Origin of the sequence: Tenacibaculum bernardetii (assembly GCF_029125915.1) — a bacterium.
Lineage (GTDB): Bacteria > Bacteroidota > Bacteroidia > Flavobacteriales > Flavobacteriaceae > Polaribacter > Polaribacter bernardetii.
The window spans coordinates 59,723-86,252 of the sequence record NZ_JAQJCU010000005.1 but is presented as its reverse complement, the minus strand read 5'-3'; the positions used below and the strand labels follow the sequence as shown (position 1 = coordinate 86,252).

General features: G+C 30.5%; 27 protein-coding genes. 15 read left to right on the top strand and 12 right to left on the bottom strand.

Annotation, left to right across the window (positions count from 1 at the left end; all coding sequences use genetic code 11):
- Positions 1 to 546 precede the first annotated feature (546 nt).
- From P2G10_RS05665 to P2G10_RS05650, 5 genes are all read left to right on the top strand, one after another.
- Entirely contained in the window at positions 547 to 1,158 is a 612-nt protein-coding gene (locus P2G10_RS05665) for a DEAD/DEAH box helicase (protein WP_218772515.1), read from the top strand.
- A gap of 69 nt (positions 1,159 to 1,227) precedes the next feature.
- On the top strand, positions 1,228 to 1,689 hold the full coding sequence (locus P2G10_RS05660) for a GbsR/MarR family transcriptional regulator (RefSeq protein ID WP_218772516.1): 462 nt from the start codon (positions 1,228 to 1,230) through the stop codon (positions 1,687 to 1,689).
- A gap of 75 nt (positions 1,690 to 1,764) precedes the next feature.
- On the top strand, positions 1,765 to 2,532 hold the full coding sequence (locus P2G10_RS05655) for a mechanosensitive ion channel family protein (RefSeq protein ID WP_338056306.1): 768 nt from the start codon (positions 1,765 to 1,767) through the stop codon (positions 2,530 to 2,532).
- On the top strand, positions 2,517 to 2,888 hold the full coding sequence (locus tag P2G10_RS12740) for a mechanosensitive ion channel family protein (protein ID WP_338056305.1): 372 nt from the start codon (positions 2,517 to 2,519) through the stop codon (positions 2,886 to 2,888). The genes P2G10_RS05655 and P2G10_RS12740 overlap by 16 nt, the downstream gene beginning before the upstream one ends.
- Entirely contained in the window at positions 2,881 to 3,879 is a 999-nt protein-coding gene (locus tag P2G10_RS05650; RefSeq protein ID WP_275315591.1) for a hypothetical protein, read from the top strand. Before P2G10_RS12740 ends, P2G10_RS05650 begins: the two co-directional genes overlap by 8 nt.
- A 262-nt stretch (positions 3,880 to 4,141) precedes the next feature.
- Here the strand turns inward: P2G10_RS05650 and P2G10_RS05645 are convergent, their stop codons facing one another.
- The 4 genes from P2G10_RS05645 to P2G10_RS05630 all read right to left on the bottom strand — a co-directional run bounded on the left by P2G10_RS05645 (position 4,142) and on the right by P2G10_RS05630 (position 7,405).
- Complete coding sequence (locus P2G10_RS05645; protein WP_275315590.1) at positions 4,142 to 5,197, bottom strand: NAD(P)-dependent alcohol dehydrogenase; 1,056 nt, start codon at positions 5,195 to 5,197, stop codon at positions 4,142 to 4,144.
- Positions 5,197 to 5,625: an OsmC family protein gene (locus P2G10_RS05640; protein WP_218772520.1), complete on the bottom strand. Its 429-nt coding sequence runs from the start codon at positions 5,623 to 5,625 to the stop codon at positions 5,197 to 5,199. Before P2G10_RS05640 ends, P2G10_RS05645 begins: the two co-directional genes overlap by 1 nt.
- 26 nt (positions 5,626 to 5,651) lie before the next feature.
- The gene (locus tag P2G10_RS05635; protein WP_275315587.1) at positions 5,652 to 6,746 is read right to left on the bottom strand and encodes an alkene reductase; all 1,095 of its coding nucleotides are present in this window, start codon (positions 6,744 to 6,746) and stop codon (positions 5,652 to 5,654) included.
- Between the two features lie 83 nt (positions 6,747 to 6,829).
- Complete coding sequence (locus P2G10_RS05630; RefSeq protein ID WP_275315586.1) at positions 6,830 to 7,405, bottom strand: Crp/Fnr family transcriptional regulator; 576 nt, start codon at positions 7,403 to 7,405, stop codon at positions 6,830 to 6,832.
- Positions 7,406 to 7,560: 155 nt separating this feature from the next.
- Here P2G10_RS05630 and P2G10_RS05625 point away from each other — a divergent pair, with 155 nt between their 5' ends.
- From P2G10_RS05625 to P2G10_RS05600, 6 genes are read left to right on the top strand one after another with little or no spacing between them, the layout of a single operon-like run.
- Entirely contained in the window at positions 7,561 to 7,935 is a 375-nt protein-coding gene (locus P2G10_RS05625) for a DoxX family protein (RefSeq protein ID WP_275315584.1), read from the top strand.
- The gene (locus P2G10_RS05620; RefSeq protein WP_218772524.1) at positions 7,928 to 8,512 is read left to right on the top strand and encodes a TetR/AcrR family transcriptional regulator; all 585 of its coding nucleotides are present in this window, start codon (positions 7,928 to 7,930) and stop codon (positions 8,510 to 8,512) included. The genes P2G10_RS05625 and P2G10_RS05620 overlap by 8 nt, the downstream gene beginning before the upstream one ends.
- Position 8,513: 1 nt before the next feature.
- Positions 8,514 to 9,176, top strand: a complete 663-nt coding sequence (locus P2G10_RS05615) for an NAD(P)H-binding protein (RefSeq protein WP_275315581.1) — start codon at positions 8,514 to 8,516, stop codon at positions 9,174 to 9,176.
- 3 nt (positions 9,177 to 9,179) lie between these two features.
- Positions 9,180 to 9,812 carry an NAD(P)H-dependent oxidoreductase gene (locus tag P2G10_RS05610; protein WP_218772526.1) on the top strand — a complete coding sequence of 211 codons (633 nt, stop codon included), beginning with the start codon at positions 9,180 to 9,182 and terminating at the stop codon, positions 9,810 to 9,812.
- A gap of 47 nt (positions 9,813 to 9,859) precedes the next feature.
- Positions 9,860 to 11,017 carry an iron-containing alcohol dehydrogenase gene (locus P2G10_RS05605; protein WP_275315580.1) on the top strand — a complete coding sequence of 386 codons (1,158 nt, stop codon included), beginning with the start codon at positions 9,860 to 9,862 and terminating at the stop codon, positions 11,015 to 11,017.
- A gap of 10 nt (positions 11,018 to 11,027) precedes the next feature.
- A complete protein-coding gene (locus P2G10_RS05600; RefSeq protein WP_275315579.1) occupies positions 11,028 to 11,834 on the top strand; it encodes a type 1 glutamine amidotransferase domain-containing protein in 807 nt (268 codons plus the stop codon).
- Between the two features lie 67 nt (positions 11,835 to 11,901).
- Here P2G10_RS05600 and P2G10_RS05595 read toward each other — a convergent pair whose 3' ends face one another.
- The 5 genes from P2G10_RS05595 to P2G10_RS05575 all read right to left on the bottom strand — a co-directional run bounded on the left by P2G10_RS05595 (position 11,902) and on the right by P2G10_RS05575 (position 16,805).
- Positions 11,902 to 13,437, bottom strand: a complete 1,536-nt coding sequence (locus P2G10_RS05595) for an SDR family NAD(P)-dependent oxidoreductase (protein ID WP_218772529.1) — start codon at positions 13,435 to 13,437, stop codon at positions 11,902 to 11,904.
- A gap of 327 nt (positions 13,438 to 13,764) precedes the next feature.
- Complete coding sequence (locus tag P2G10_RS05590) at positions 13,765 to 14,229, bottom strand: cold-shock protein (protein ID WP_218772530.1); 465 nt, start codon at positions 14,227 to 14,229, stop codon at positions 13,765 to 13,767.
- A gap of 248 nt (positions 14,230 to 14,477) precedes the next feature.
- Positions 14,478 to 14,669 (bottom strand): cold-shock protein, encoded by a 192-nt coding sequence (locus P2G10_RS05585; protein ID WP_218772531.1) that lies wholly within the window; start codon positions 14,667 to 14,669, stop codon positions 14,478 to 14,480.
- Positions 14,670 to 14,803: 134 nt separating this feature from the next.
- Entirely contained in the window at positions 14,804 to 16,132 is a 1,329-nt protein-coding gene (locus tag P2G10_RS05580) for a DEAD/DEAH box helicase (RefSeq protein WP_275315577.1), read from the bottom strand.
- A 121-nt stretch (positions 16,133 to 16,253) separates the two neighbouring features.
- Entirely contained in the window at positions 16,254 to 16,805 is a 552-nt protein-coding gene (locus P2G10_RS05575; protein WP_275315576.1) for a 1-acyl-sn-glycerol-3-phosphate acyltransferase, read from the bottom strand.
- 103 nt (positions 16,806 to 16,908) lie between these two features.
- Between P2G10_RS05575 and P2G10_RS05570 the strand changes: the two genes are divergently transcribed.
- Positions 16,909 to 18,252, top strand: a complete 1,344-nt coding sequence (locus tag P2G10_RS05570) for a DNA recombination protein RmuC (RefSeq protein WP_275315574.1) — start codon at positions 16,909 to 16,911, stop codon at positions 18,250 to 18,252.
- 94 nt (positions 18,253 to 18,346) lie between these two features.
- Here P2G10_RS05570 and glyA read toward each other — a convergent pair whose 3' ends face one another.
- The gene (glyA, locus tag P2G10_RS05565) at positions 18,347 to 19,621 is read right to left on the bottom strand and encodes a serine hydroxymethyltransferase (RefSeq protein WP_218772535.1); all 1,275 of its coding nucleotides are present in this window, start codon (positions 19,619 to 19,621) and stop codon (positions 18,347 to 18,349) included.
- Between the two features lie 191 nt (positions 19,622 to 19,812).
- On the opposite strand from glyA, the gene fahA reads away from it, so the two are divergent.
- Complete coding sequence (gene fahA / locus P2G10_RS05560; RefSeq protein ID WP_275315573.1) at positions 19,813 to 21,093, top strand: fumarylacetoacetase; 1,281 nt, start codon at positions 19,813 to 19,815, stop codon at positions 21,091 to 21,093.
- A 70-nt stretch (positions 21,094 to 21,163) separates the two neighbouring features.
- Here the strand turns inward: fahA and P2G10_RS05555 are convergent, their stop codons facing one another.
- Positions 21,164 to 22,720 carry a DEAD/DEAH box helicase gene (locus P2G10_RS05555; protein WP_275315572.1) on the bottom strand — a complete coding sequence of 519 codons (1,557 nt, stop codon included), beginning with the start codon at positions 22,718 to 22,720 and terminating at the stop codon, positions 21,164 to 21,166.
- A gap of 70 nt (positions 22,721 to 22,790) precedes the next feature.
- Positions 22,791 to 23,183 carry a bacillithiol system redox-active protein YtxJ gene (gene ytxJ / locus P2G10_RS05550; protein WP_275315571.1) on the bottom strand — a complete coding sequence of 131 codons (393 nt, stop codon included), beginning with the start codon at positions 23,181 to 23,183 and terminating at the stop codon, positions 22,791 to 22,793.
- Positions 23,184 to 23,335: 152 nt separating this feature from the next.
- Between ytxJ and clpB the strand changes: the two genes are divergently transcribed.
- Positions 23,336 to 25,939, top strand: a complete 2,604-nt coding sequence (gene clpB, locus P2G10_RS05545) for an ATP-dependent chaperone ClpB (protein WP_275315570.1) — start codon at positions 23,336 to 23,338, stop codon at positions 25,937 to 25,939.
- Between the two features lie 89 nt (positions 25,940 to 26,028).
- Positions 26,029 to 26,340, top strand: a complete 312-nt coding sequence (locus P2G10_RS05540; protein ID WP_275315569.1) for a histidine phosphatase family protein — start codon at positions 26,029 to 26,031, stop codon at positions 26,338 to 26,340.
- Positions 26,341 to 26,530: the final 190 nt, after the last annotated feature.

Sequence of the window (26,530 nt, the reverse complement as noted above, 5' to 3'; positions counted from 1 at the left end):
AACAAATTTGATGTAAAACTGTTTTTAAAATCACTTATTATCAATATTATATATGGTTGATAACTAAATTAATGTAGAATAACTTTGCAATAATAATTATTACAGAAATGGACAGAAGAGAGTTGTTTGAAAAAAGATCAAAGATTAAAATTAATGATAAAATATCTTTTTGCACAAAAATTGTTACAATGGAATTGATTGGAAGAAAATGGAAAAGTGTCAAATTGCCTCATTTAATTGATAAGAAAAAGCATTATAACGAATTTCGAAAAGAAATTCTTGGTATTTTAATTAAATAACTTGTAAGTATTGATAATTTTCAAGTAAAAATAAGAATATTATGAGTAAAAGATATATTTAAAATAAACTTAATAAAATGAAATTAATATAAAAAGTGCTATAATGATATTTCTTAATTGATTTACTACTACTGTACAGTTTTTAACCCTTAAATTATATTTCTTTGAAAATATATTCACATTTATTTAATTGTATATTTGCGGTTATTAAAAACACTAACCAAACTAGTTATCCTTTTTATTTCCTATGCCTTTTAAAAAATTACAATCTGATATAAAAGAGAAATTAGAATCTCTTGAAATAACAACTCCTACTCCTTTTCAAAAAGCGAGTATTCCTGTAATAAAAAGTGGTGCAAATACTTATTGTACTGCTCCAGAAGGTAGCGGAAAAACAACAACACTGATATTAACAACATTACATAAGTTAAAATTTGAAGCCATTGGTACTGCACCAAGAGCAATAGTTTTAGTAGAAAATAACGAAAAGGCAACTGAAGTATACAACGCTTTTTTAAAATACACTAGATATCATGAATTTCGAGTGTATTTAGGTGACGAGAAGTTACATATTGATGTATTAAAATCAGAAATATTTGAAGGGATTGATGTGCTAATTGCTACTCCTAAAATTGTAAATAAATTACTTTTATTAGAGGGGTTAAGCACTTCGCAATTAAAAATATTTAACATACATGATGCTGATTTTTTAGTTAATAACGCTTCTTACACAACTCTTATGTCAATTACTCAGAGTGTAAATAAATGTCAGTTTGTAATTTATTCAGAAAAAATGCCTCCTATTCTAAAGCGTTTAGAATCTTATTTTATGCAATATGCTAAGACAGTTTCGATATAAACATCTTTAGTTTTAAGTATATTAAAGTAACAGAAACAACTATTAAAAAATTTAATTTTACCTCTCTACATGAAAAATAAATTAACAGAAAAGCAGAAAGAACTTATAGAAAGTTTTGGTGTCGTTCAGGAAGGTATGGGACTTTCACCTGCATCTGCTCGTGTTGATGCATTGCTTATTGTGGCCGACACTCATGAGTTAACTTTTGATGAAGTTAGAGAAAATTTAGAATTAAGTAAAAGTGCAACTAGTAATGCTATTAATAATTTATTAATGTTAAAGCGTATTGGTTATAAAACAAAACCAGGAGATAGAAAAAGATACTTTCACACCAAATTAGGGCAATGGAAAAACTCTTTTAAAGATAGTATTAATGCACTTACAAGTTATAATGATGTTGTCCTTCAGATTCTTAGTAATAGAACTAGCAAGACACCTGAATTTAACTCACAATTGAAAGACTTTACCCAATTTATTGAGTATTATCAAAAAGAAAGTATTAAATTGATTGAAAATTGGAAAAACGAATAGTTTTTTTGATAAAATTGGTTCTTTTAATACTGAACAAATGAAATAAATAAAACTAAAAAAAATAAATAAGTATAAATGATAGAATTTTGGACAGCCAATAAAAGAGTAATTATATATGTGTTAATAGTGATTTGCGTAGTTTTAATTTTGCGTTTTTTCACGAAGTTATTTCATAACATCTTAGAAAAAAGATCAAGAAAAAAACATCCAAACGAAACCCCTGAAACAATTCAATTAACTCGAAAAATATTAAATTCTCTTTGGTTAGTTTTAGGTATTATGGCATTAGTCTTTATTTTTATCGATAAAGAAAATTATAAAGTATTTGCTCAAAAATTTTACATAGTATTTTATATAGGAATCGTAGCTGTAGCTACTATAACCACAGCTTCATTAACGCAAACATGGTTTAAACGTTCTATTGCTATAAAAATTAAGACTAATGAAGATCCTACGAGTTATAAATTTTTAAGTTACATCTCTTTTTTTAGTATCTATTTTATAGGAATTGTATTGGCAATACTTGTTTTTCCTTCCTTACGTGGTATTGCCCAAACTGCTGTAGGTGGTGCTGGTGTAATTGCTGTGATTGCTGGTGTGGCATCTCAAGAAGCTTTAGCTAATTTGGTTGGAGGAGTTTTTATAATCACTTTTAAACCTTTTAAAATTGGCGATATTATAAAACTAGATGAAACTATGGTAGGTAAAGTTACAGACATTACTTTACGCCATACAATTATTAGGAATTATGAAAACAAAATGATTGTTATTCCTAATTCTGTAATTAACAAAGAGAAGTTGGTTAACTACGATTTAGGTGAACGAATGTGTTCCAATGGATAGAAATAGGTATTTCATACGATAGTGATATTGATTTAGCAAAACATATTATTAGAGAAGAATGCGAAAGTCATCCTAATATATTAGATCATCGTAGTGAGTTAGATAAGTATAACAATGAAAAAAAGGTTGTTGTGCGTGTTATTAATTTAGGAGATTCTGCTATAACTATAAGAGCTTGGGCTTGGGCTGCAAGTTTTGATGATGCTTTTAGAATGAAATGTGATTTATACGAAAGTATAAAAAAACGTTTTGATAATGAAGGTGTTCAAATTCCTTTTCCGCATACTACAATGGTATTTAAAGATCAACAGATAAATAAATTTAATAGAAATATAAGAACCCTTAATAATGAATAAATTTAAAATAGTTATAACTCTTTTTTTTATAACGTCGATTGTTAACGCTCAAGAAAAAAACGAATCATTTCAGAAAGAAACAGCTATTAGTGTAAAAGAAAAATTTCCGAGTGCTCGATTATTTAATTTTGAATATGGTCAATCGTTATCTCGTGACTTTAATTCGGAGTTGTTAGGTGTAGATTTTAATGATGCAAAAATAAAATCACAACAAACATTTAAAGCCTCTGCTAACATTCCTTTACATAGATCAAAAAATAGAAAATGGGCGGTTACAGGTTCTTTAAATTATCAATTAAATTCTTTTGAGTTTGAGGATATCAATGAAGCTAACGAACCTATATTCGAGCAAAACGGAACTGTAAATTTCCATAATTTCTCTACGGCAATAAGTTCTACTTATTTCTCTTCATTATTCAAAAAACCAGTAATTTATAATGCCTCATTAATTGTTGATGGGAATGAGAAAGGTTTAGAACGTATTAAAAGTTTAGTGGGTTTGTCTTTTATACTAAAGAGAACACAACGCACAACGATGACTTTGGGTGCAATTGTTTTTGTTGATCCAACATCTCAAATACCATTTTTCCCTACTTTTTCGTACAATCATAAATTTAAAAACTCTAAGTGGGAGTTAGATTTTATATTGCCTCAACGTTTATTATTTAGAAGGTTTGTAGGTGAAAATGGTCGATTTTCTATAGGTAGTACCTTTGGTGGTAATGGTTTTTATGTAAATATAGAAAATAACCCTGCTTATACTGAAACTTTTGAATACAGCCAGTTAGAAATAAAATCTGGAGTTATGTACGAATACCGATTTAATAATTTTCTTATAGGTACTTTTCAAGGAGGTTTACAAAACTTTATAAGCAATCAATTAACTGAAAAAGGAGTATCGTCTAAAGACTATATTTATAAAAATACACAAGATGCTACAGGTTATTTTAACGTAGGTATCTCAATAGATCCTTTCGCTAAGAAAAAATAACATCAATTAAAAGTCCCCGCAAGTCCCCTGTTTTTTAAACAGTGTTAATTTACTCTATGTTTTAGGGTTTAATTGGCACTGTTTTCGTTTTCTTATAATATGTATATCATCAAGATAACTAATAAAATAGTAGTAAAATAGATCTTGTTGTTATCTACTACAAAACGCATAAAAAAAGGTGCAAAACAGCTGTTTGTACCTTTTCTTTAAGAAAAAACAACATTTAAAATAATTTTTAATGTTGTTTTAATATATAATAGTTTTATTTAAGTGATTTCATATCAATTACAAACCTATATTTAACATCGTTTTTAGTAACACGATCATAAGCTGTATTGATTTCTTGCATGTTTATAAGCTCAATATCACTAGTAATATTATGTTTACCACAAAAATCTAACATTTCTTGTGTTTCTTTAATACCACCAATTAAAGAACCCGCAATACGCTTACGTCCCATAATAATACTTCCTCCATTAAATGGTTTTAAAGGCTCTACTGCACCAACTAATACCATTGTTGCATCAATTTTAAGTAAACCTAAATAAGGGTCCATTTCATGACCAACAGGAATGGTGTTTAAGATAAAATCAAAACTTCCCTGATGTTTTTTCATGTCATCTGCATCTTTAGATACTAAAACTTCATGAGCTCCTAGCCTTTTAGCATCTTTCCCTTTTTCTGGTGATGTGGTAATCATAACAACGTGAGCTCCTAATGCATTCGCAAACTTAACTCCCATATGGCCTAAACCACCTAAACCGATTACACCTACTTTATCGCCTTCTTTCACTTTCCAATGCGCTAATGGCGACCACGTAGTAACTCCTGCACACAATAAAGGCGCTGTTGCTGCTTCATCTAAGTTTTCTGGTATACGAAGTACAAATTTTTCATCTACAACTACAGATGTTGAATAACCTCCATATGTTTGAGCACCTTCTATATGTTTATCAGGACTGTTATATGTCCAAGTACTTCCTTTTTCACAAAACTGCTCTAAATCTTGCTCACAAGACGCACATGTTTGACAAGAATCTACCAAACAACCTACACCTACTAAATCACCTACTTTATAATTGCTTACATCGCCACCAATTTCTGTTACACGACCAATAATTTCATGGCCAGGTACTACAGGATAGTTAGATCCTTTCCAATCATTTCTTGCAGTATGTATATCACTATGGCAAACACCACAATAGGTAATGTCTATTTTAACATCTCCTACTCCTACTGCTCTCCTATTTATATCTAAAGGTTTTAAATCTTCTGTTGGTGCTGTTGCACCATATGCTTTTACTATTGTTGTTGCCATTATTGTGCGTTTTTTAAAGTGATTTTTAATTCGATGTTTGTATTTAATAATTTAGAAATAGGACACACTTCTTTTGCTTTATGCGCTATTTGCTGAAACTGTTCTGCATCTATATTTGGTACATCTCCTTCTAAGTTTAAAGTGATTTTCGTGATTGCTCCATCTTCAAAACTAACGGTAGCATCAACATTTAAACTTGTTGCTGTAAAGTTAGCTTCGTTTAATAAAAAACTCAATTGCATAGCAAAACAACCAGCGTGGGCTGCTCCTATCAATTCTTCAGGGTTTGTTCCTTTTTCTCCATTTTCAAAACGAGTTTGAAATGAATATTGTGTTTTATCTAAAACATTACTTGCTGTTGTAATACTTCCTTTCCCCTCTTTTCCACTTCCTTTCCATTCTGCGTTTGCTTTTCTTGTAAATTTCATAATATATGTGTTTTAGGTTAAATTATTTATTTTGAAGCTTTAGGATAATCTGTATACCCTTTTGCTCCGGTAGTATAAAATGTATCTTCATTCCATGTTGCTAATTCCAGATTGTTTTCAAAACGTTCTACTAAATCAGGATTAGAGATAAATGGTTTTCCGTAAGCTACTAAATCCGCAAGACCTTCCTCAATGATTTTATTTCCTTTTTCTTGATCAAAAGCTGAATTAATCATTAAGGTACCGTTATACAAAGGTCTAAAGTGTTTTGCTATTTCAGTAACAGCATGTTTAACTTCAGATACATCTGTAAAAGGTTCTGAAAGATGAATGTATGCTAAGTTGTAATCATTTAATTTCTTAATAATATATTCAAAAGTTGGAATTGTATCTTCATCCATAGTCATTCCGAATAAACCATTTAATGAAGGATTAAAGCGTGCTCCTATTTTCTCTTGGGGAATCACTTCTTTTACAGCATCTAGTACTTCAAAAAAGAAACGAGCTCTGTTCTCTATAGTTCCACCATAATTATCTGTTCTTTTATTAGAGGTTCCGTTAAAAAATTGATGAAATAAATAACCGTTAGATGAGTGTATTTCTACACCATCAAAACCAGCTTTAACAGCATTAGCCGCTGCATTTTTAAAATCTTGAATTGTTTCTTTAATATCTTCAACAGTCATTTCCTTAGGCGTAACAGTATCTTTAAAACCTTCTGGAGTATATGATTTTGAGTTAGGGTTTATTGCTGATGCTGATAAAGGTAATTTATCATTATGAAAATCAGGATGCGACATTCTACCAACATGCCATAATTGAATGAATATTTTTCCTCCTTTATCATGTACACGTTTAGTTACTTTCTTCCAACCTTCAACTTGTTCATCAGAATGGATTCCTGCTGTATGAATATATCCCACCGCTTTGGTAGATACTTGAGAACCTTCTGTAATAATTAATCCAGCAGAAGCACGTTGCTCATAATATAAACCATGTAAATCATCCGTTGGTATATTACCACTATTGTCTGCTCTACTACGCGTCATGGGTGCCATGACAACTCGGTTTGCTAGGTTAATATTTTTATTATATGCCGTTAATAGGTGTTGTTTGCTCATGTATTTTGCTTGTTTTAACAATAAAAAACAAAGCTACGGCACATAATTATCAATCTCATTGATATAGATCAATTGAGATATAATTAACTTTTCATTTGTTGCCTTACACGACTTAAGTTTTCTGGAGAAACACCTAAATAATTGGCAATATCATAATTAGGAACTCTATCTTCTATTTTGGGGTACGAAGTACAGAATTCAAGATATCGCTCTTGCGTGTTCTTTTCTAAAGTTGATAATATTCGTTTGCGTTGAGATATAAAAGCTTGGGTTGTTAAGATTCTGAAATAACGCTCAAAAATAGGAGCTTTGTCATAAATATTTTGAAGACTATCATAATTAATAGCTAACAATTCAGAATCTTCAATAGCTTCTATATATAATTTTGAAGGTATTTTATTATAAAAAGCATCAAAATCGCCAACCCACCAGTTTTCTATAGCAAACTGAATTATATGGCTACTCCCTTTATCATCTAAATAATAAGCTTTTAAACAACCTTTAATAACAAAATACTCATGTTTAACAGTTGTACCTGGTTTTAATAAGAATTGACCTTTAGATATTGATACTTTATTTAAAGCCTCATTAAACCTCTCTAAATCTAATTTTGTAGGAGTTATATGATCATGAATGTGTTTTAGAATAGATTGATACATACTGCAAAGATGCATATTTTAATAATCAAACTTCTTTTAAGTTTAGTATTATTTATGAATGATTAGATCTTGTTTATAGTAGTATAAATAAATACTATATATAAAAAATGAATGTTCATTCTTTTTTTATATCTTTGTACCATCAAAAGAAAACAATGAAACATATCTGGAATTTTTTACGCATATTATTAGCTATATTTATAGTATATGCTGGTATACAACATTTTATTAAACCTGATTTTTTTAACGCATTTGTGCCTGATTTTTTAATATACAAATCAACAATTATATACGTATCAGGTATTATAGAAATCGTTCTTGGTGTACTGTTATTAATTCCTAAATATACACGTGTTGCAGCAAGCGGAATATTAATTTTAATGTTGCTTTTTTTACCAATACATATTTGGGATGTTATTACAGATACTCCTGCAATTGGTAGTCATGAAGCAGCTTTAATAAGATTACCAATGCAATTTGTTTTGATAGCACTAGCTTATAAATTTAGAAAAACAAACAACAATGGCTAAACTCCAAAAAAGTATAGATAAAAGAAACGCACTTGTTAAAGCCACAATTGAATTGGTAAATAACAATGGATTTCATGCTACACCAATGAGCAAAATAGCTAAAATGGCTAAAGTTTCTCCGGCAACAATCTATTTATATTTCGAAAACAAACAAGATTTAGTAAATCAAACATATATAGAGGTTAAAGCTAAATATACAGATTATGCTTTTGAAACTTATGATGAAAATACATCTGTAGAACTTGGATTTGAAGTTATTTGGAAACGTATTGCTGATTTTAAATTAAAAGATCCTGAAAACTCAATGTTTTTAGCACAATGTGATAATACACCAATGATTGATGAACCAAGTAGACAAGAAGGTATAAAACACCTACAACCCCTACTCGACTTATGGAATCGCGGAAAAAGTGAAGGTATTATAAAACCAATGTCAGATTATATATTATATGCATATGCCATAAACCCTTTATCATTTTTAGTGATTTCTCAGAAACGAGGTGTATTTACACTAGATAAAACACATATTGAAGAAGCTTATCAATCGGCTTGGAATAGTATAAAAGTATGTAAGTAATATGAAAAAAACAGCCATTATATTAGGTGCAACTGGGTTAACTGGTTCTAATTTATTGACGAAATTAATCAACGATAATCGTTATGAGAACATCAAATTGTTTTCAAGATCTAAAATTGATGGATTACCAACAAAAGTAACTCAGTATATAGGTGATCTTTTAAAACTAGAAGATTTTAAAGCAGATTTTACTGCGGATGAAGTGTTTTGTTGTATTGGTACAACTGCAAAAAAAACACCTGATAAAAATTTATATAAAAAGATAGACCATGGTATTCCTGTAGTTGCTGCTAAATTGGCAAAAGAAAATAAAATTACCACCTTTTTAGTTGTTTCGGCAATGGGAGCAAATAAAAAAAGTAGTGTGTTTTATAATAAGACAAAAGGAGAAATGGAAAATGATGTTTTACTTCAAAATATCGAAAAAACTATCATTTTAAGACCTTCTTTAATTGGTGGCGAACGAAAAGAACGCAGAATATTAGAGCAAATAGGCTTAAGTGTTTTTAAAATTATACAACCATTATTTGTAGGTAAATTAAAGAATTATAAAATAATTGATGCTGATAATATTGCCCAAGCAATGGTACAGTTAGCAAATAATAAAAATCATACCGAAGTAATTATTACTTCAAACCAAATAATAAAACTTTCAAAAAAATAAAATATGGAATTATTAGACAAATTAAATTGGAGATATGCTGCTAAAGCAATGAATGGCGAAAAAGTAGCAGAAGATAAAATAGAACGCATTTTAGAAGCTGCTCGTTTGGCTGCAACATCAAGCGGATTACAGCCTTTTGAAATTTTTGTAGTTAAAAATCAAGAAATCAAAGAACAAATAAAACCAATTGCATGGAATCAATCTGTAATTACAGACTGTTCTCATTTACTAGTTTTTGCTGCTTGGGATACTTATACCGTAGATAGAATTAATTATATGTTCGACTTAACAAATGAAATTCGTGGTTTTAAGAATGAAGGTTGGGAAAACTACCGTCAAATGTTATTAGGTATGTATCCACAAAAAGATGAAGAAGAAAACTTTAATCACGCTGCTAAACAAGCATATATTGCCTTTTCTCATGCTATTATAGCTGCAGCTTATGAAGGTGTAGATGCAACACCTTTAGAAGGTTTTGAGCCAGATGCCGTAGATAAAATTTTAGGTTTACGTGAAAAAGGTTTACGTAGTGCTGTTTTATTACCATTAGGATATAGAAAAGAAAATGAAGATTGGTTGGTTAACTTAGTAAAAGTTAGAAAACCTATGACAGATTTAGTTACTGTAATAGAATAATAGTTATTAGTACTCTAAATGAATTATTAATTAAAAAAAAGAAAAAAATGAACAATTTTGAATTTAAAAATCCTACCAAAATTATTTTTGGAAAGGACACTATAAAAGAAATCGCACAAGAAATACCAAGTAACGCAAAAGTATTATTGCTTTATGGAGGTGGAAGTATTAAGAAAAACGGAATTTACGACCAAGTAAAAACTGCCTTAGCAAATGTAGATGTTACTGAGTTTGGAGGTATACCTGCAAATCCAGAGTATGCAACATTAATGGATGCTTTAAAGGTTATTAAAGAAGAAAAAATCACCTATTTATTAGCTGTTGGTGGTGGTTCTGTTATTGATGGAACTAAATTTTTATCTGCAGCAGCAGTATATGAAGGCGAAACTCCTTGGGATATTTTAACTAAAAATATTAGAACAGAAAACGGAATGCCATTTGGTACCGTTTTAACCTTACCAGCAACAGGATCAGAAATGAATTCTGGAGCCGTTATTACAAGAGCAGAAACTAAAGAGAAGTTAGCAATGGGCGGACCTGGTTTATTTCCAGTGTTTTCAATATTAGATCCACAGGTTATCACTTCAATTCCAGAACGTCAATTAGCAAACGGATTAACAGATGCTTTTACACACGTTTTAGAGCAATATATGACATATCCTATTGGCGCTTTATTACAAGATAGTTTTGCTGAAAGTATTTTACAAACATTAGTAGAAGTAGCACCAAAAGTTTTAAAAGATCCTACAAATTACCAAGCAGCATCTAATTTTATGTGGAGCTGTACAATGGCATTAAACGGATTAATACAAAAAGGAGTTCCTGGAGATTGGGCAATACATATGATGGGCCATGAATTAACGGCTTTATTTGGTATTGATCACGCTCGTACTTTAGCTATAATTACACCAAGTCATTACAAGTATAATTTTGAAGCTAAAAAAGAAAAATTAGCGCAATATGGTGAGCGAATTTGGAATATCACTGAAGGAACTACAGATGATAAAGCATATGCTGCTATAGAAAAAACAACTGCTTTTTTCCATGAATTAGGTATTGATACAAAATTATCTGATTACACGAAAGATTATGAAGGTACTGCAGAAGAAGTTGCGAAACGTTTTGCAGAGCGTGGATGGAAATTAGGAGAAAGACAAGCCTTAATGCCAGAAGATGCTGAAAAAATAGTTAAAATGGCTTATTAATTATTATAAAATGAAAATATTACAAACACTAGCGTTAACGCTTACTATTATTACAGCGTCGAGTTGTAAAGAAGCTAAAAAAGATACGACTTCTAAAGAAGTATCAAAAGAAATAACGTCACTAAAAAAAGATAAAAAAATGAAAGTATTATTTGTATTAACATCTCACGATAAATTAGGAGAAACAGGGAAAAAAACAGGATTTTGGGTTGAAGAATTTGCAAGCCCATATTACTCATTATTAGATAAAGGTGCAGAAATTACTATAGCAACTCCAAAAGGAGGAGCTGCTCCAATAGATCCAAGTAGTGATTCACCTGATGCAGCTACAGAAGCTACAGATCGTTTTAACAAAGATGATGAGGCTAAAGTCAGAATTGCAAATACAAACAAGTTATCTGACATTAATGCAGACGATTTTGATGCTGTATTTTATCCAGGTGGACACGGACCATTATGGGATTTAGCTACTGATGCAACTTCAATTGCTTTAATAGAAAAGTTTAATAGTCAAGATAAGCCAGTAGCATTTGTATGTCACGCTCCTGCTGCTTTAAAAAATGTTAAAAATGCAGATGGTACTTTTTTAGTAAATGGCAAAAAAGTAACAGGTTTTACAAATACTGAAGAAGCTGCTGTTGGATTAACAGATGTTGTTCCTTTCTTAGTAGAAGACATGTTAAGTGAAAATGGAGGAATATACTCTAAAAAAGATGATTGGGCTGCTTATGTAATTCAAGATGGTAATTTAATTACAGGGCAAAACCCGGCATCTTCCGAATTGGTTGCAGAAAAATTATTACAAAGCTTAAAATAATTTAAATTAAGTGTATAAAAAAAGGCTGTCATTAAAATGACAGCCTTTTTTTATGAAAATATTTTTTTTACCAATCAATAGGGAAATAATCTTTTAAGAATTTTCCAGACCAATGTTTACCCGTATTAATTCCGTCAATTAACGGATCCATAACTCTTGCGGCACCATCAACAATATCTAATGGTGGTTGAAAATCATGAACTTCTACTTTCTTTTTAGATAATTCAGCCGGATCTTCATCTGTAACCCAACCTGTATCTACGGCATTCATATAAATACCTGATTTTGCAAACGTAGATGCCGAAGTATGTGTTAGCATATTTAAAGCGGCTTTTGCCATATTGGTATGTGGGTGCCTTTCTTCCTTTTTAAAGCGATGAAATTTACCCTCCATAGCAGAAACATTTATTATATGCTTTTTACCTGTATTTTCTTTCATCATTAAGTTAGACAAACGATTGCATAAAACAAATGGTGCAACAGCATTTACCAGCTGTACCTCTACCATTTCGGTTGTTTCAATTTCACCCAACTTTAAACGCCAACTATTAGTTTTTCTTAAATCTACTTGTTGTAAATCGGCATCTAATTCCCCTTCAGGAAAAACTTCTGATGTTTGCAAAGAATTATCAAAACTATACGGTATTTGAGATAATTCAGCAGAATTACGGAGTCCTATTCCAGGCTCTGGTCCGTGCCAAGTAACAGGTAAAACATTATTTTTATCAGTCTTAGAAGGACCAATACTTAAACTCGATAATTCTTCTAAGCAACTTTCATGATCTTTTAATAATCTTTGCGCTAACTTCGGAAGCTTATCTACTGGTAATTTTTCATTTTCCATTAAATGGAAATAAAAACCTGATGGTCTCCTTACTGTTTGAGCAGCATTGTTTATTAAAATATCTAATCGATCGTATTTTTGTTCTATATAATTACAAAAAATTTCTACACTAGGAATATGTCTTAAATCAAGACCGTGAATATGCAAACGATCACTCCAATCCTTATAATCTTCTTCTTTAGAAAATCGGATAGCAGAATCTGCCGGAAAACGTGTAGTAGCTACAACTGTTGCGCCCGAACGCAATAACATTAAAGTAATATGATAACCGATTTTTAAACGCGAACCTGTAATTACAGCTACCTGGTCTTTTAAGTTTGTAGTTTGAAAACGTTTGGCATAATTTAAATCACCACAATCTTTACACATTGTATCGTAAAAATGATGCAGTTTTGTATACATAGTTTTACAAACGTAACAGTTCCTAGGAGATTCTAGCTCTAAAGTATCTTCATTTATAGCTGCAGCTCCTAATAATTTAGGCGCAACAAATAATGCTGCTTCACGAGCAGAACGAATCCCTGTAGTTTTTCTAGCGTGTGTATCTTTCGCTATCATTTTACGTTTCGCTGCCTTTTTAGCATCTTTTCTTCGGCGTTCAAATTCGGCACGATTTGGCCTAGATAATTCACCGGCAGCTTTAAATAATGCTACTCTTTGCTCTTCTGGTAATTCAAAAAGTTGGTTTGTATCTTCCAATAATTGCTGTAAAGTCGAAATACAAGAAGCGATGTCTATATTCGGTTTTTCTTCACTCATAAACGAATTATTTATTTTTATTTTAGAAGTTTTGGTTCCTTTTACTATAAAATTATTCTGAAACAGCTTCAGAATAATTACTTTATCTCTTATAGTTACAGATTAAAAATTAAAATCTTTGCTATATATTTATCTCAGGGCGCGAAATTACCTCTTTTAAATGAATTTTTTTTATCTATTAGAGAATAAAAACACTTCTAAACAATCATTTAATAATACTAAAAGCAAAAAATGAGATTTACCATATAGGTAAATCTCATTTTATATTTATAATAACTCTTAAGAAAAGCTATTATCATTAAAGTATGGTATAAAACTAAGTATTGATTATTTAACCAATGTTACTTTGACTGCATTCATACCTTTCATACCTTTTTCAAGTTCGAAGCTTACTTTATCGTTTTCAGAAATTTCATCAATAATACCACTTACGTGTGTAAAATATTTTTCTTGATCTGCAGAATCGATAATAAATCCAAACCCTTTAGATGAATCGAAAAAAGAAACAGTTCCTTTTCTAACGGGATCAAAAGCTTCTCTATCGCCTTCTAAAGTTTTAGGAACACTTACTTGAATGTCCTCTAAACTGATTTCTTCTATTACCTGATCAGGATCAGGAGGCGTAGCGCTTAAATTCCCATAAGCATCTGTATATGCAAATTCAATTCCAGTTGGTCCATTTTCCCTTATGTCAGCTTTACGAGCTTCCATTTTTTTTCTTTTATCTTCACGTTTTTTTAAACGCTTTTTCTCTTTTTCATTCTTATTAAATGATTGCTGAGATTTTGCCATAAGATTAATTAATATATAATTTTATTACTATTTGTGATTTGGAGTATTGATAAGTACTTTTTAGGGTGTTATCATAATCGCCCCAATATAACCCTAAATTACGTATTTTTTTTGATTTTTTTGATTTTTTTAATTAAATTTTCTTTTATACCTTAATTTAAGAGAAATTTTAATATATCAAATTACTTTATAAGAAAAGAAAAAGTCCATCAAAGAATGATGGACTTTTAAAACTTAAAGTATATTTTTTAGATAACTTTTACGTTAACCGCATTTGGCCCTTTGTTTCCTTCTTCTAAATCAAATTCTACTTCGTCTCCTTCGCGAATTTCATCGATTAAACCTGAAACGTGTACGAAATGATCTTTTGTTACTCCTTCTTCAGTGATGAAACCAAATCCTTTAGTGTCATTGAAAAATTTTACTATTCCTTTACTCATTGTAATGTAATTAAATTTATAATACTTATCTGTTTGCAAAGATGGTACCATATTTTTGATAAAATAGATATTATTTGATTTATTTTTTTAAAAAATAAATATTGTATTTTAAACCAGTAATTACTTTTCTAAAATCACTTTCTTTTTTTATCTTTTTCTACTTTTGTAGTATTAGATTGTGATAAATAATTAGCTAATATTTTATCAACTAACTCTTCTTTAGTTAAATGATGAAAGATAGTTTTTATTTTGGCTTTAAAATCTTCTGAAACGTTACGGTTAGGCTTGGTTTTAAATATTTTATTAGCCCATATTAAACCATTATTTTCTTCAATACTTTTAGCATCCGCCTTTTTAAATGGTTTAAAACTAATGCCTAGTTCCTTTTCAAAATCAGCAATATCTTTTACTTCTTCTTGTTGTAATATAGTTAAAGAAAGTCCGGTTGCTCCTGCCCTAGCTGTTCTACCACTTCTATGTACATAGGCATCATAAGTGTCTGGTAGATGGTAATTTACTACATACGAAACTTCTTTTACATCAATACCACGAGCTGCTAAATCGGTAGCAACTAATATATCTATATGTCCTTCTCTAAATTGCCCCATAATTCGATCACGAATTCCTTGGGTTAAACTACCGTGAATGGCTCCTGAAGAAAATTTATTTATAGCTAAATTCTTAGCTAATTTATTAACTGCTGCTTTAGTTTTACAGAAAATAATACCTCGCTGACCAATTTTTGAATTTAAAAAGTGAAGTAGTACTTCCAATTTTTCTATAGGTTCTACTACAACATATTGATGATCGATACCTTGGTGACCAACTGTTGTCATGTCTGCTTCGACTTTAATTACATGTTTTGACATATAATTTTGCATCAATTGTTTTATTGTACCAGGCATTGTTGCGGTAAACAATAATGTTCTTTTCGATTTCGGAATTTCCTTAATAATACTATCCAATCCTTCTTTTAAAGCACTTACCATTTCATCTGCTTCATCTAAAATAAAATGCGTAATGTGCTTAACATCTATCGCATTTCTTTTTATTAAATCAGCCAAACGACCAGGTGTTGCTACAACAATATGTGTATCAGATTGTAAACGTTCTATTTGTGGTTTGATAGGTATTCCTCCACAAACTGCTGCGATTGATATTTTTGGACTATTAGCAGAAAATGACGTAAGATTATTATATATCTGTTGCCCTAATTCTCTCGTAGGAGCAAGCACAATTGCTTGTACTTTAGATGAAGTTACATCTATTAATTGTAATAAAGGTAAACCAAAAGAAGCTGTTTTACCTGTTCCGGTTTTTGCCAATACAACTACATCTTCTTTTTGATTTAGTATTACAGGAATCGCCTTTTCCTGTACATCTGTTGGTACAGAAATTTGTAATTGGGCTAAACTTTGTTGTAATTCTGCATTAATTCCTAAATCTGAAAACTGTTTTGGCATAAAATATTTTTTATGCAAAGATAATCACACTTATAAGAAATACTATCAATTAATATTCTTATTCCTTTTTTTCAGGTAACTACTTATAAATAGTCTTATTTCTAAAAATAAAAACCTGCTTTTAAAGCAGGTTTTTGTTATTAAAAAGTTCTGGTTTTGCACCTTTAATGTCTTTATAAAAGGCATAAAAATGAGTAAAATCAGCTTTTATATCATCCGTTACATAAAACGGTTTAGATAACTTTACTTGTTTGTTTTCAAAATCGAAACCAAGCATTACAATTGGTATATTAGCACCTTTAGCGATGTAATAAAATCCTGTTTTCCATTTATCTACATATTGCCTTGTACCTTCAGGAGAAATTGCGAGTCTGAATTCTTCTTTTGAGTTAAAAACGTCAATAATTGCATCTACAACGTTTGAGCTTTTAGTTCTGTCTATCGGTGCTCCACCTAAAGCTCTAAAGAAAAAGCCAAAAGGAGGTTTGAATAACGATTTTTTGCCTACAAAATTAAGTTTGGTTTTTGTGATGTTTCTAGAGAATAAACCTACATAAAAGTCTTCCCAACTAGTATGTGGTGCTCCTATTAGTACGTATTTTTTAAGTTCTTTCGGAAACTCTCCGTTAAACTTCCATCCTAAAATTTTTGTAAATATAAATTTAGATATCATCTATTAATTATAAAGTTCAAAATTACGCTTTTCTGTATGAAATTCAAACAAAATTAACCAATCTTACGTTATATTTGTTAGCATATAAACTTACGAAATTCTAATGGATACTTCTCTTTTAATTGGCATTACTGCCTTGTGTACCTTAATTTTTGGTTTTGTTATCGGTTATCTTTTATCAAAATTAAAAGTTAAACAACAGTTAGCAGATTTAGAAAAAAAAATAACAACTCAACAAATAAATTCTTCTAATTTAGAAATTCAAAAAACTGAGATCCAAGGTCGTTTCACTGATAAAGAAAAAGAAACTGAAGAAATCCGTAGAGAAAAAGAATTCTTAAATATTGAATTAGCTAGAAAAAATGAGGAATTAAAAAACCTTCAAATAAAGCTTAACGAAAACAAAATTGAAGTAGAAAAACTACAAGATAAATTTACCAAAGAGTTTGAAAACTTAGCTAATAAAATTTTAGATGAGAAGTCAACTAAATTCACAGAGCAAAATAAAGAAAATATTAAAAACATCTTACATCCGCTTCAAGAAAAAATAAAAACTTTTGAAGATAAAGTTGATAAAACACATAAGGAAAGTATTGACTATCATTCAGCTTTACGTCAGCAAATTGTTGGTTTAAAAGAGATGAATTTACAAATGAGTAAAGAAACTATCAATTTAACAAAAGCTTTAAAAGGGGATAATAAAATTCAAGGAAACTGGGGAGAATTAGTTTTAGAGCGTGTTTTAGAAAAATCTGGTTTAGAAAAAGACAGAGAATATTTTGTACAACAGTCTTTTACAAATGATGAAGGCAAACGTGTTTTACCTGATGTGGTAATTCATTTACCTGATAACAAAAAAATGATTGTCGACTCTAAAGTTTCACTAACTGCTTACGAACAATATGTAAATACAGATGATGATTTAGAGAAAGAACGTTTTTTAACAGCACATATTAATTCTTTAAAAAGACATGTAACACAGTTATCCGAAAAAAAATATGAAGATATTTATAAAATTGAATCTCCAGATTTTGTATTACTTTTTATACCTATCGAACCGGCATTTGCTATTGCCTTAAATCAGGACAATTCATTGTATAATAAAGCATTTGAAAAAAATATTGTTATTGTTACGCCAACTACGTTATTAGCTACTTTACGTACTATTGATACCATGTGGAACAACGAAAAACAACAGCGAAATGCACTAGAAATAGCCAGACAAGCAGGCGCTTTATATGATAAATTTCATGGATTATTACAGGATTTAATCGGAATAGGAAAAAAAATAGATGCCTCTAAAGATGATTACAACGCTGCAATGAACAAGTTGGTAGATGGTCGTGGTAATCTTATAACTAGTGTCGAAAAATTGAAAAAAATGGGCGCAAAAGCTAAAAAAGCATTACCCCAAAAAATTATTGCAAGAGCTCAGGAAAACGAATAAAAAATTACTCATATTGTTTTGAAAAAATAATTCGTAAAAAAAGTCCATCTAAATTTAGATGGACTTTTTTTTATGCTTAACACCACTTAGTGGTTTACATTACGAATAACCTTTTATCGTGCATTAAATCGTATACCTTCTCTCCTACTTGCTTTAAAACGTCTTCGTTTCCTACATTTGTTAACGCCTCGTCTATTAAATCTACAACAGTTTGCATGTCTTCTTCAACCAAACCACGCGTAGTTATAGCTGCTGTACCAACACGAATACCAGAAGTTACAAACGGACTTTGAGTATCGAAAGGAACCATGTTTTTATTTACTGTAATATCTGCTTTACCTAATGTATCTTCACCTTCTTTACCTGTAAGGTTCTTATTACGTAAATCAATTAACATACAATGGTTGTCTGTTCCTCCAGAAATAATGTCGTATCCTTTAGCAACAAAAGCTTTCGCCATTGCACTAGCATTTTCTTTTACTTGTAATTGATATTCTAAAAACTCGTCAGTTAATGCTTCACCAAAAGCAATTGCTTTTGCTGCGATAACATGCTCTAATGGTCCACCTTGATTTCCTGGAAAAACTGCAGAGTTTATCAATGTAGACATTTTCTTTAATTTTCCTGATTTTAATTTTAATCCAAACGGATTTTCAAAATCTTTACCAATCATAATCATTCCACCACGCGGCCCACGTAACGTTTTGTGCGTTGTTGTTGTAACAATATGACAATGTGGTAAAGGATCAGATAAAATACCTTTAGCGATTAAACCTGCCGGATGAGAGATGTCTGCCATTAAAATAGCACCAACACTATCAGCAATTTCCCTAAATTTTTCAAAATCCATATCACGAGAATATGCCGAAGCCCCTGCAATGATTAATTTTGGTTTATGTTCTTTTGCTTGCTGCTCTAAATGATTATAATCAATTTTTCCTGTAGCTTTATCTACACCATAAAAAACAGGATTGTATAATTTACCTGAAAAATTTACAGGAGAACCGTGAGTTAAATGTCCTCCATGCGATAAATCGAAACCTAAAATAGTATCTCCAGGATTTAAACATGCAGCAAAAACAGCTGTATTTGCTTGTGAACCAGAATGTGGTTGCACATTTACATATTCAGCGCCAAATAATTCTTTAGCTCTATCAATTGCAATTTGCTCTACAATATCTACCACTTCACATCCACCGTAATAACGTTTACCAGGATATCCTTCGGCATATTTATTAGTTAAAATAGAACCTTGCGCTTGCATTACTTGTTCGCTCACAAAGTTTTCAGAAGCAATCAACTCTAAACCATTTAGCTGACGTTCTTTCTCTTCTTGAATTAAATCGAATATTTGATGATCTTTTTGCATCTTGTGTGTTGTTAAATAAGTAACCAAAAGTACTAATTTTATTAATTAATTTTTATGCAATTCTTATCTTATTTTAAACAGAAATTAACTTCTTAATTATTTCTATAAAATTTATAAATTCTTATGCTGATATTGGTTTTAATTGAAAAAAATATGTAGGTTTGATTCTAAAATTAAACACAACTACTTCGATGAAAATAACTGCAAATAATCCTAATAGAAAATCTTGGTTAAATGTTGAAAAAAACTCTGATTTTCCTATTCAAAATATTCCTTTCGGAGTATTTATTACGAAAGATGATATTATAACAATTGGTACAAGAATTGGTGATTTTGCTATTGATTTAGGAGCTTTGCATCAATTGGGATATTTTGAAGGGATTCCTTTAACAGATGATATTTTTTTACAAGACACATTAAATGACTTTATTGCTGACGGACGTAAAACATGGCGTTTAGTTCGTAATAGAATTGCTGATATTTTTGATGTTACTAACGGCAAATTACGTGACAAGGCAGATCATAAAGACAAGATAATTTTTAGAATGGAAGAAGTTGAAATGCAACTTCCTGTGGCTGTTGGTGATTATACCGATTTTTATGCAAGTAAAGAACATGCTACCAATGTTGGTTCTTTATTCCGTGATCCTGAAAATGCATTATTACCTAACTGGCTTCATATACCTATTGGTTACCACGGTAGAAGTTCTTCTATTATTCCTTCTGGAACACCTGTACGTCGTCCTATCGGACAACAACGTCCTAGTGAAGGAAGCGATACTCCAAATTTTGGACCTTCAAAATTATTAGATTTTGAATTAGAAATGGCGTTTATTACAACGGTAGCCAACGATTTAGGAGATAGAATTCCTATTGAAGATGCTGATGAATATATTTTTGGATTGGTTTTATTTAATGACTGGTCTGCTCGTGATATTCAGGCTTGGGAATATGTGCCTTTAGGGCCATTCTTAGGTAAGAGTTTTGCGTCAACGATTTCTCCTTGGATTGTTACTTTAGATGCTTTAGAGCCTTTTAGAGTTGATAACCCGAAACAAGTACACGAACCTTTACCGTATTTAAAGAAAGAAGGTAAAGATAGTTTAGATATTAATTTACAAATGGCTATTAAGCCAGAAGGTAAAGAAGAAACAGTAGTTTGTAATTCAAACTTTAAATATATGTACTGGACAATGGCGCAGCAATTAGCACACCATACCGTAAACGGATGTCCGGTAAATGCTGGTGATATGATGGGTTCAGGTACAATTTCTGGACCGACAAAAGACAGTTTTGGTTCTATGTTAGAATTAACTTGGAGAGGTCAAAATCCAATAAAAATGAACGATGGTTCTGAACGTAAATTCATAAACGATCATGATACTGTTATTATGAGAGGATATTCACAAAATGATGATGTTCGTATCGGTTTTGGTGAATGTACTGGTAAAATTTTACCTGCTATCGAATAATAAATAAGACATAAATATTAAGTATAAAAAAAGCCATTTCGTTTGAAATGGCTTTTTTTATATCTGTTTTTTATTCTTCTTCTGGTGGTGGATGCCCAAAAATATCTTCATATATTTCATCGAAATTAGAACGTAAATGAGAGTTTAATTTCTTTCTATAATCATCTTGTAACCAGTCAATAAAATTGTGAGTGCTTTTACATATACATTTAGAGTATCTGTGAATTCTATCATCTATCTCTCCACCTAGTTTTTTTGCTAAAATTAAAGCATCAAAAACATCTTCACTATTTTCTACACAAATTTTACCATGGTGTTCAATCGATTTTTCTAATACTTTCTTAGATGATTGACCTGCTTGAATAGTATCGATATATACTTTTTTCACATCAAAATATATATCTTCTGATTTAGAAAACTCTTCCCTAACATCAGCAGGTAATTCATATCTAAACTCACTTTCTATATCTTCATCAGACAATAAATTATCTAGATAAAAATTTGGAGCCCTAAACATTTTATGCCAATCTAAATCTGCTCCCCAAGGTCCAAAACGATGAAAATTGTTACCTAAATCAATAACATTAAAATCATTTTTACCTTTTAAGATACGAGATCCTCTACCAATCATCTGGTAATAAAGTGTTAATGATTTAGTAGCTCTGTTTAAAATAATAGATTTTACAGTAGGCTCATCAAAACCTGTAGTTAAAATACTTACAGACGTGATTATTGCATTTGGAGTTTTATGAAACCATTTTAATATAAAATCACGCTCCTTTTTTGTGTTCGTGTTATCTAAATGTGCAATAGGATACCCTGCTTTTTTAAACGTATCATATACGTGAAGCGATGTATTAATTCCATTATTAAAGATTAACGTTTTAGTACCTTTTGCACGTTCTTCGTAAGCTTGTAAAAGCTTCGATAACATATCTGTATTGGTGTATAAATCTTCAGAAGACTTTACAGTATAATCTCCATTTGCTCCTATTTCTAAAGATGTTAAACCTACATTATAAGAAAATACATTAGCTCTTGCTAAATATTCGTTTTGTATTAAAGTACCAATGCTTTCACCTGCAATTAAATCATCATAATTGTCTTTCATCGGTAATTTAATATTCGAACTTAATGGCGTTGCTGTAACACCCAATACGAATGACTTATCGAAAAACTTAAATAACTTGGTGAATGAGTTATAATGCGCTTCATCAATAATAACCAAACCAACATCCGAAATATCTAACATATCGTCATTTAAACGATTGTTTAATGTTTCAACCATTGCAACAAAGCAGTCGTACTTATCTTGATCATCTAAATCAGCCTTACTATCAATAATTTTATTACCAACACCAAACTCTCCAAGCATTTTTGCAGTTTGCTTGCATAATTCAATACGGTGTGTCATTATTAACACCTTTTTATTGTAATGCTTTATAAACTGACGGGTAATTTCTGAAAAAATTACAGTCTTACCTCCTCCTGTTGGTAATTGATATAATAGGTGATAATTTTCAGGGGCATTTTCAAAACTTTTAAAAATTTTAAACAATGCTTCTTTTTGATAATCGTATAAATTTTTTCCTTTGGTTTCTTGTGTAGTTGTAATATCGTTGCTCAATTTTGTGCTTTTTTGTAAAAAGCAAAAATACGACGTATTTAAAGAAGTTTTGTTAAAAACAGGAACTATTTTAGAACTTTCTTAAATCGATTTGAGCTATTTCGTAGTGAGAAGCATGTGCAACTACCTCTTCGTTTTTAACAACTAACAACTGAGGAGATTCGTGTAAAACTTGAAACTCATACCCTATTTCGCTAGATATTTCTCGGTACGATAACAAATCTAAATAATAGATTTTAAAATCTTTTAAACTCTCATCAAAACTACTTACAAACCTTTTAATTACCATACTACTTATACCACATCTTGTTGAATGTTTAAAAATAGCAACGGCTTCTTTTTTAGATTGAGCCTTAATTTCTTTAAGTTGTTCTATTGATGTTAAAGGAATCCATTTTATAAAAGATTCTTGCTTTTGTTCTTTTTCTTCTTTATTTCCAAAAATTGAATTTAATATTCCCATAATTATTTTTTTAACGTAGTCGATATCTTATATTAAAACTTTCAAGCTGCCAAAAAGTCAGTAAAAAAAGAACTTAAGTGACTTTTTGTCTTTATTTTCTCACCGAAATCAAATGGTATTACTTTTGATTTACAAATGAAAAAATAAATGATATGAATATAAACAATTATACAATAAAATCACAAGAAACCATACAACAAGCGCAACAATTAGCGCAAAGTAATGGTAATCAGCAAATAGAAAATGAGCATATTTTTAAAGCCTTATTTACGGTTGATGAAAACGTGTTACCATTTATACTAAAGAAACTCAATATTAATATTAATGTTGTGTTACAAATTTTAGAGAAACAGTTAGAGAGTTTTTCTAAAGTTTCGGGAGGTGATTTAATGCTTTCTCGTGAAGCAAATAAAACACTAAATGAAGCAGCTATCATTGCACAAAAAATGGAAGATGAGTATGTTTCTATAGAACATTTAATTTTAGCTATTTTTAAATCTAAAAGTCAAATTTCTCAAGTCTTAAAAGATCAGGGAGTTACCGAAAAAAGTTTAAAAGCAGCTATTGATGAATTAAGAAACGGAGAAAGAGTTATTTCTCAAAGTGCAGAAGAAACCTATAATTCTTTAAATAAATATGCTAACAATTTAAATAAATTAGCACAAGACGGTAAATTAGATCCTGTAATTGGTCGTGACGAAGAAATTCGCCGTTTATTACAGATATTATCACGTAGAACAAAAAATAATCCCATTTTAGTAGGTGAACCGGGAACTGGTAAAACAGCAATTGCCGAAGGTTTAGCACATCGAATTATTCGTGGTGATGTTCCTGAAAATTTAAAGAATAAAATTATTTACTCTTTAGATATGGGGGCTTTAATTGCCGGAGCAAAATTTAAAGGAGAGTTTGAAGAGCGCTTAAAATCTGTTGTAAAGGAAGTAACAACATCCGAAGGAGATATTGTTCTATTTATAGATGAAATTCACACCTTAGTTGGTGCTGGTGGTGGACAAGGCGCTATGGATGCTGCCAACATTTTAAAACCTGCTTTGGCTCGTGGTGAATTACGTGCAATTGGTGCCACTACCCTAGATGAATATCAAAAGTATTTTGAAAAAGACAAAGCATTAGAACGTCGTTTTCAAAAAGTTATGGTTGATGAACCAGATACAGAAAGCGCTATTTCTATTTTGAGAGGAATTAAAGATAAATACGAAACACACCATAAAGTACGTATTAAAGATGATGCTATTATTGGTGCTGTAGAATTATCGCAACGTTATATCACTAATCGATTCTTACCAGACAAAGCTATTGACTTGATGGATGAAGCGGCTGCGAAATTACGAATGGAAATAAACTCTAAACCAGAAAATTTAGATGTTTTAGATCGTAAAATAATGCAGTTAGAAATTGAAATAGAAGCTATTAAACGTGAAAATGATGAAGTTAAATTAAAATCTTTAAATGCAGATATAGCTAATTTTAAAGAAGAACGCAACGAAATTAATGCTAAATGGCAATCAGAAAAAGCTGTTGTAGATGCTGTTCAGCAATTAAAAACTGATATTGAAAATTACAAATTAGAGGCTGATAAAGCAGAGCGCAATGGAGATTATGGTAAGGTTGCAGAATTACGTTATGGTAAAATTAAAGAAGCACAAGTGTTGCTTGAAACACAGCAAGAAATATTAGAAAACCAAAGTGAAAATGCTTTAATTAAAGAAGAAGTTACTTATGCTGATATTGCAGAGGTTGTAGCAAAGTGGACAGGTGTTCCGGTTACTAAAATGTTACAATCTGAGCGTGAAAAATTATTAAAATTAGAAGATGAGCTACACAAACGAGTTGTTGGACAAGAAGAAGCTATTGAAGCTGTTGCAGATGCCGTTCGTCGCTCTAGAACAGGATTGCAGAACCCGAATAAACCTTTAGGAAGTTTCTTGTTTTTAGGAACTACCGGAGTTGGTAAAACTGAACTTGCAAAAGCATTAGCAACATATTTATTTGATGATGAAAACGCTATGACAAGGATAGATATGAGCGAATATCAAGAGCGTCATTCTGTAAGCCGTTTAGTTGGTGCTCCTCCTGGTTATGTTGGTTATGACGAAGGTGGTCAGTTAACTGAAGCTGTTCGTAGAAAACCGTATTCTGTTGTACTGTTAGATGAAATTGAAAAAGCACACCCTGATACGTTTAATACTTTGTTACAAGTTTTAGATGAAGGTAGATTAACAGATAATAAAGGACGAGTTGCTGATTTTAAAAACACCATTATTATCATGACGTCTAATATGGGAAGTGAAATTATTCAAGAAAAATTTGAGAATTTTAAAGGTGATATTCACACCACAATGGATTTAGCAAAAACAGAAGTTTTAGGTTTACTAAAACAAACTGTGCGTCCTGAATTTATTAATAGAATTGATGATATAACCTTGTTTACACCGTTATCAAAAGAAGATATTATACAAATTGTAGAAATACAATTAAACAATGTTAAAAAAATGATAGCGTTACAAAACATCACTTTTGATGCAACAAACGAAGCTATTGCTTATTTAGCTGTTAAAGGATATCAGCCCGAATTCGGAGCAAGACCTGTAAAACGTGTAATTCAAAAAGAAGTGTTAAATCAATTATCTAAAGAGATTTTAGCAGGAAATGTAACTACAGATAGCATTATTTTATTAGATGCTTTTGATAGTAAACTAGTTTTTAGAAATCAATCTGATTTAATAGAAAATTAGAAGTTTGTTTATTATAGTTGATTGAAAGCGGTGTTTGAAAAAACACCGCTTTTTATTTTTAATTATATTCGCATCATAAATAACTTATCATGAAAAAATATCTTTTAATTTTTACTGCTACTCTTGGTTTATTATCATCTTGCGCACTAGAAGAAACCAATACAACTTATTACTTAATTCGTCACGCAGAAAAAGACAGAACAGATAAGTCGAATAAGAATCCTAATTTAAATAAAAAAGGAAAAGAACGTGCTAAAAAATGGGGCGAATACTTTAAAGATATCAATTTAAATGCAGTCTATTCTACAAATTACAACAGAACCATGCAAACTGCAAAACCTACAGCAGATAGCAAGAAACTAGATATTATAAATTACGATCCTAGCAATATGTTTTTCTAAAGATTTTGAAAAAGAAACGACAGGAAAAACAGTTTTAATTGTTGGTCATAGTAATACTACTCCGCAGTTTGCAAATAAGATTATAAAATCAGAAGTTTACGAATCGATGGACGACAATGATAATGCTAGTTTATTTATAATTTCATTAAAAAAATCATTCAGAAACAAAACTACATCTATCAAGAAGATA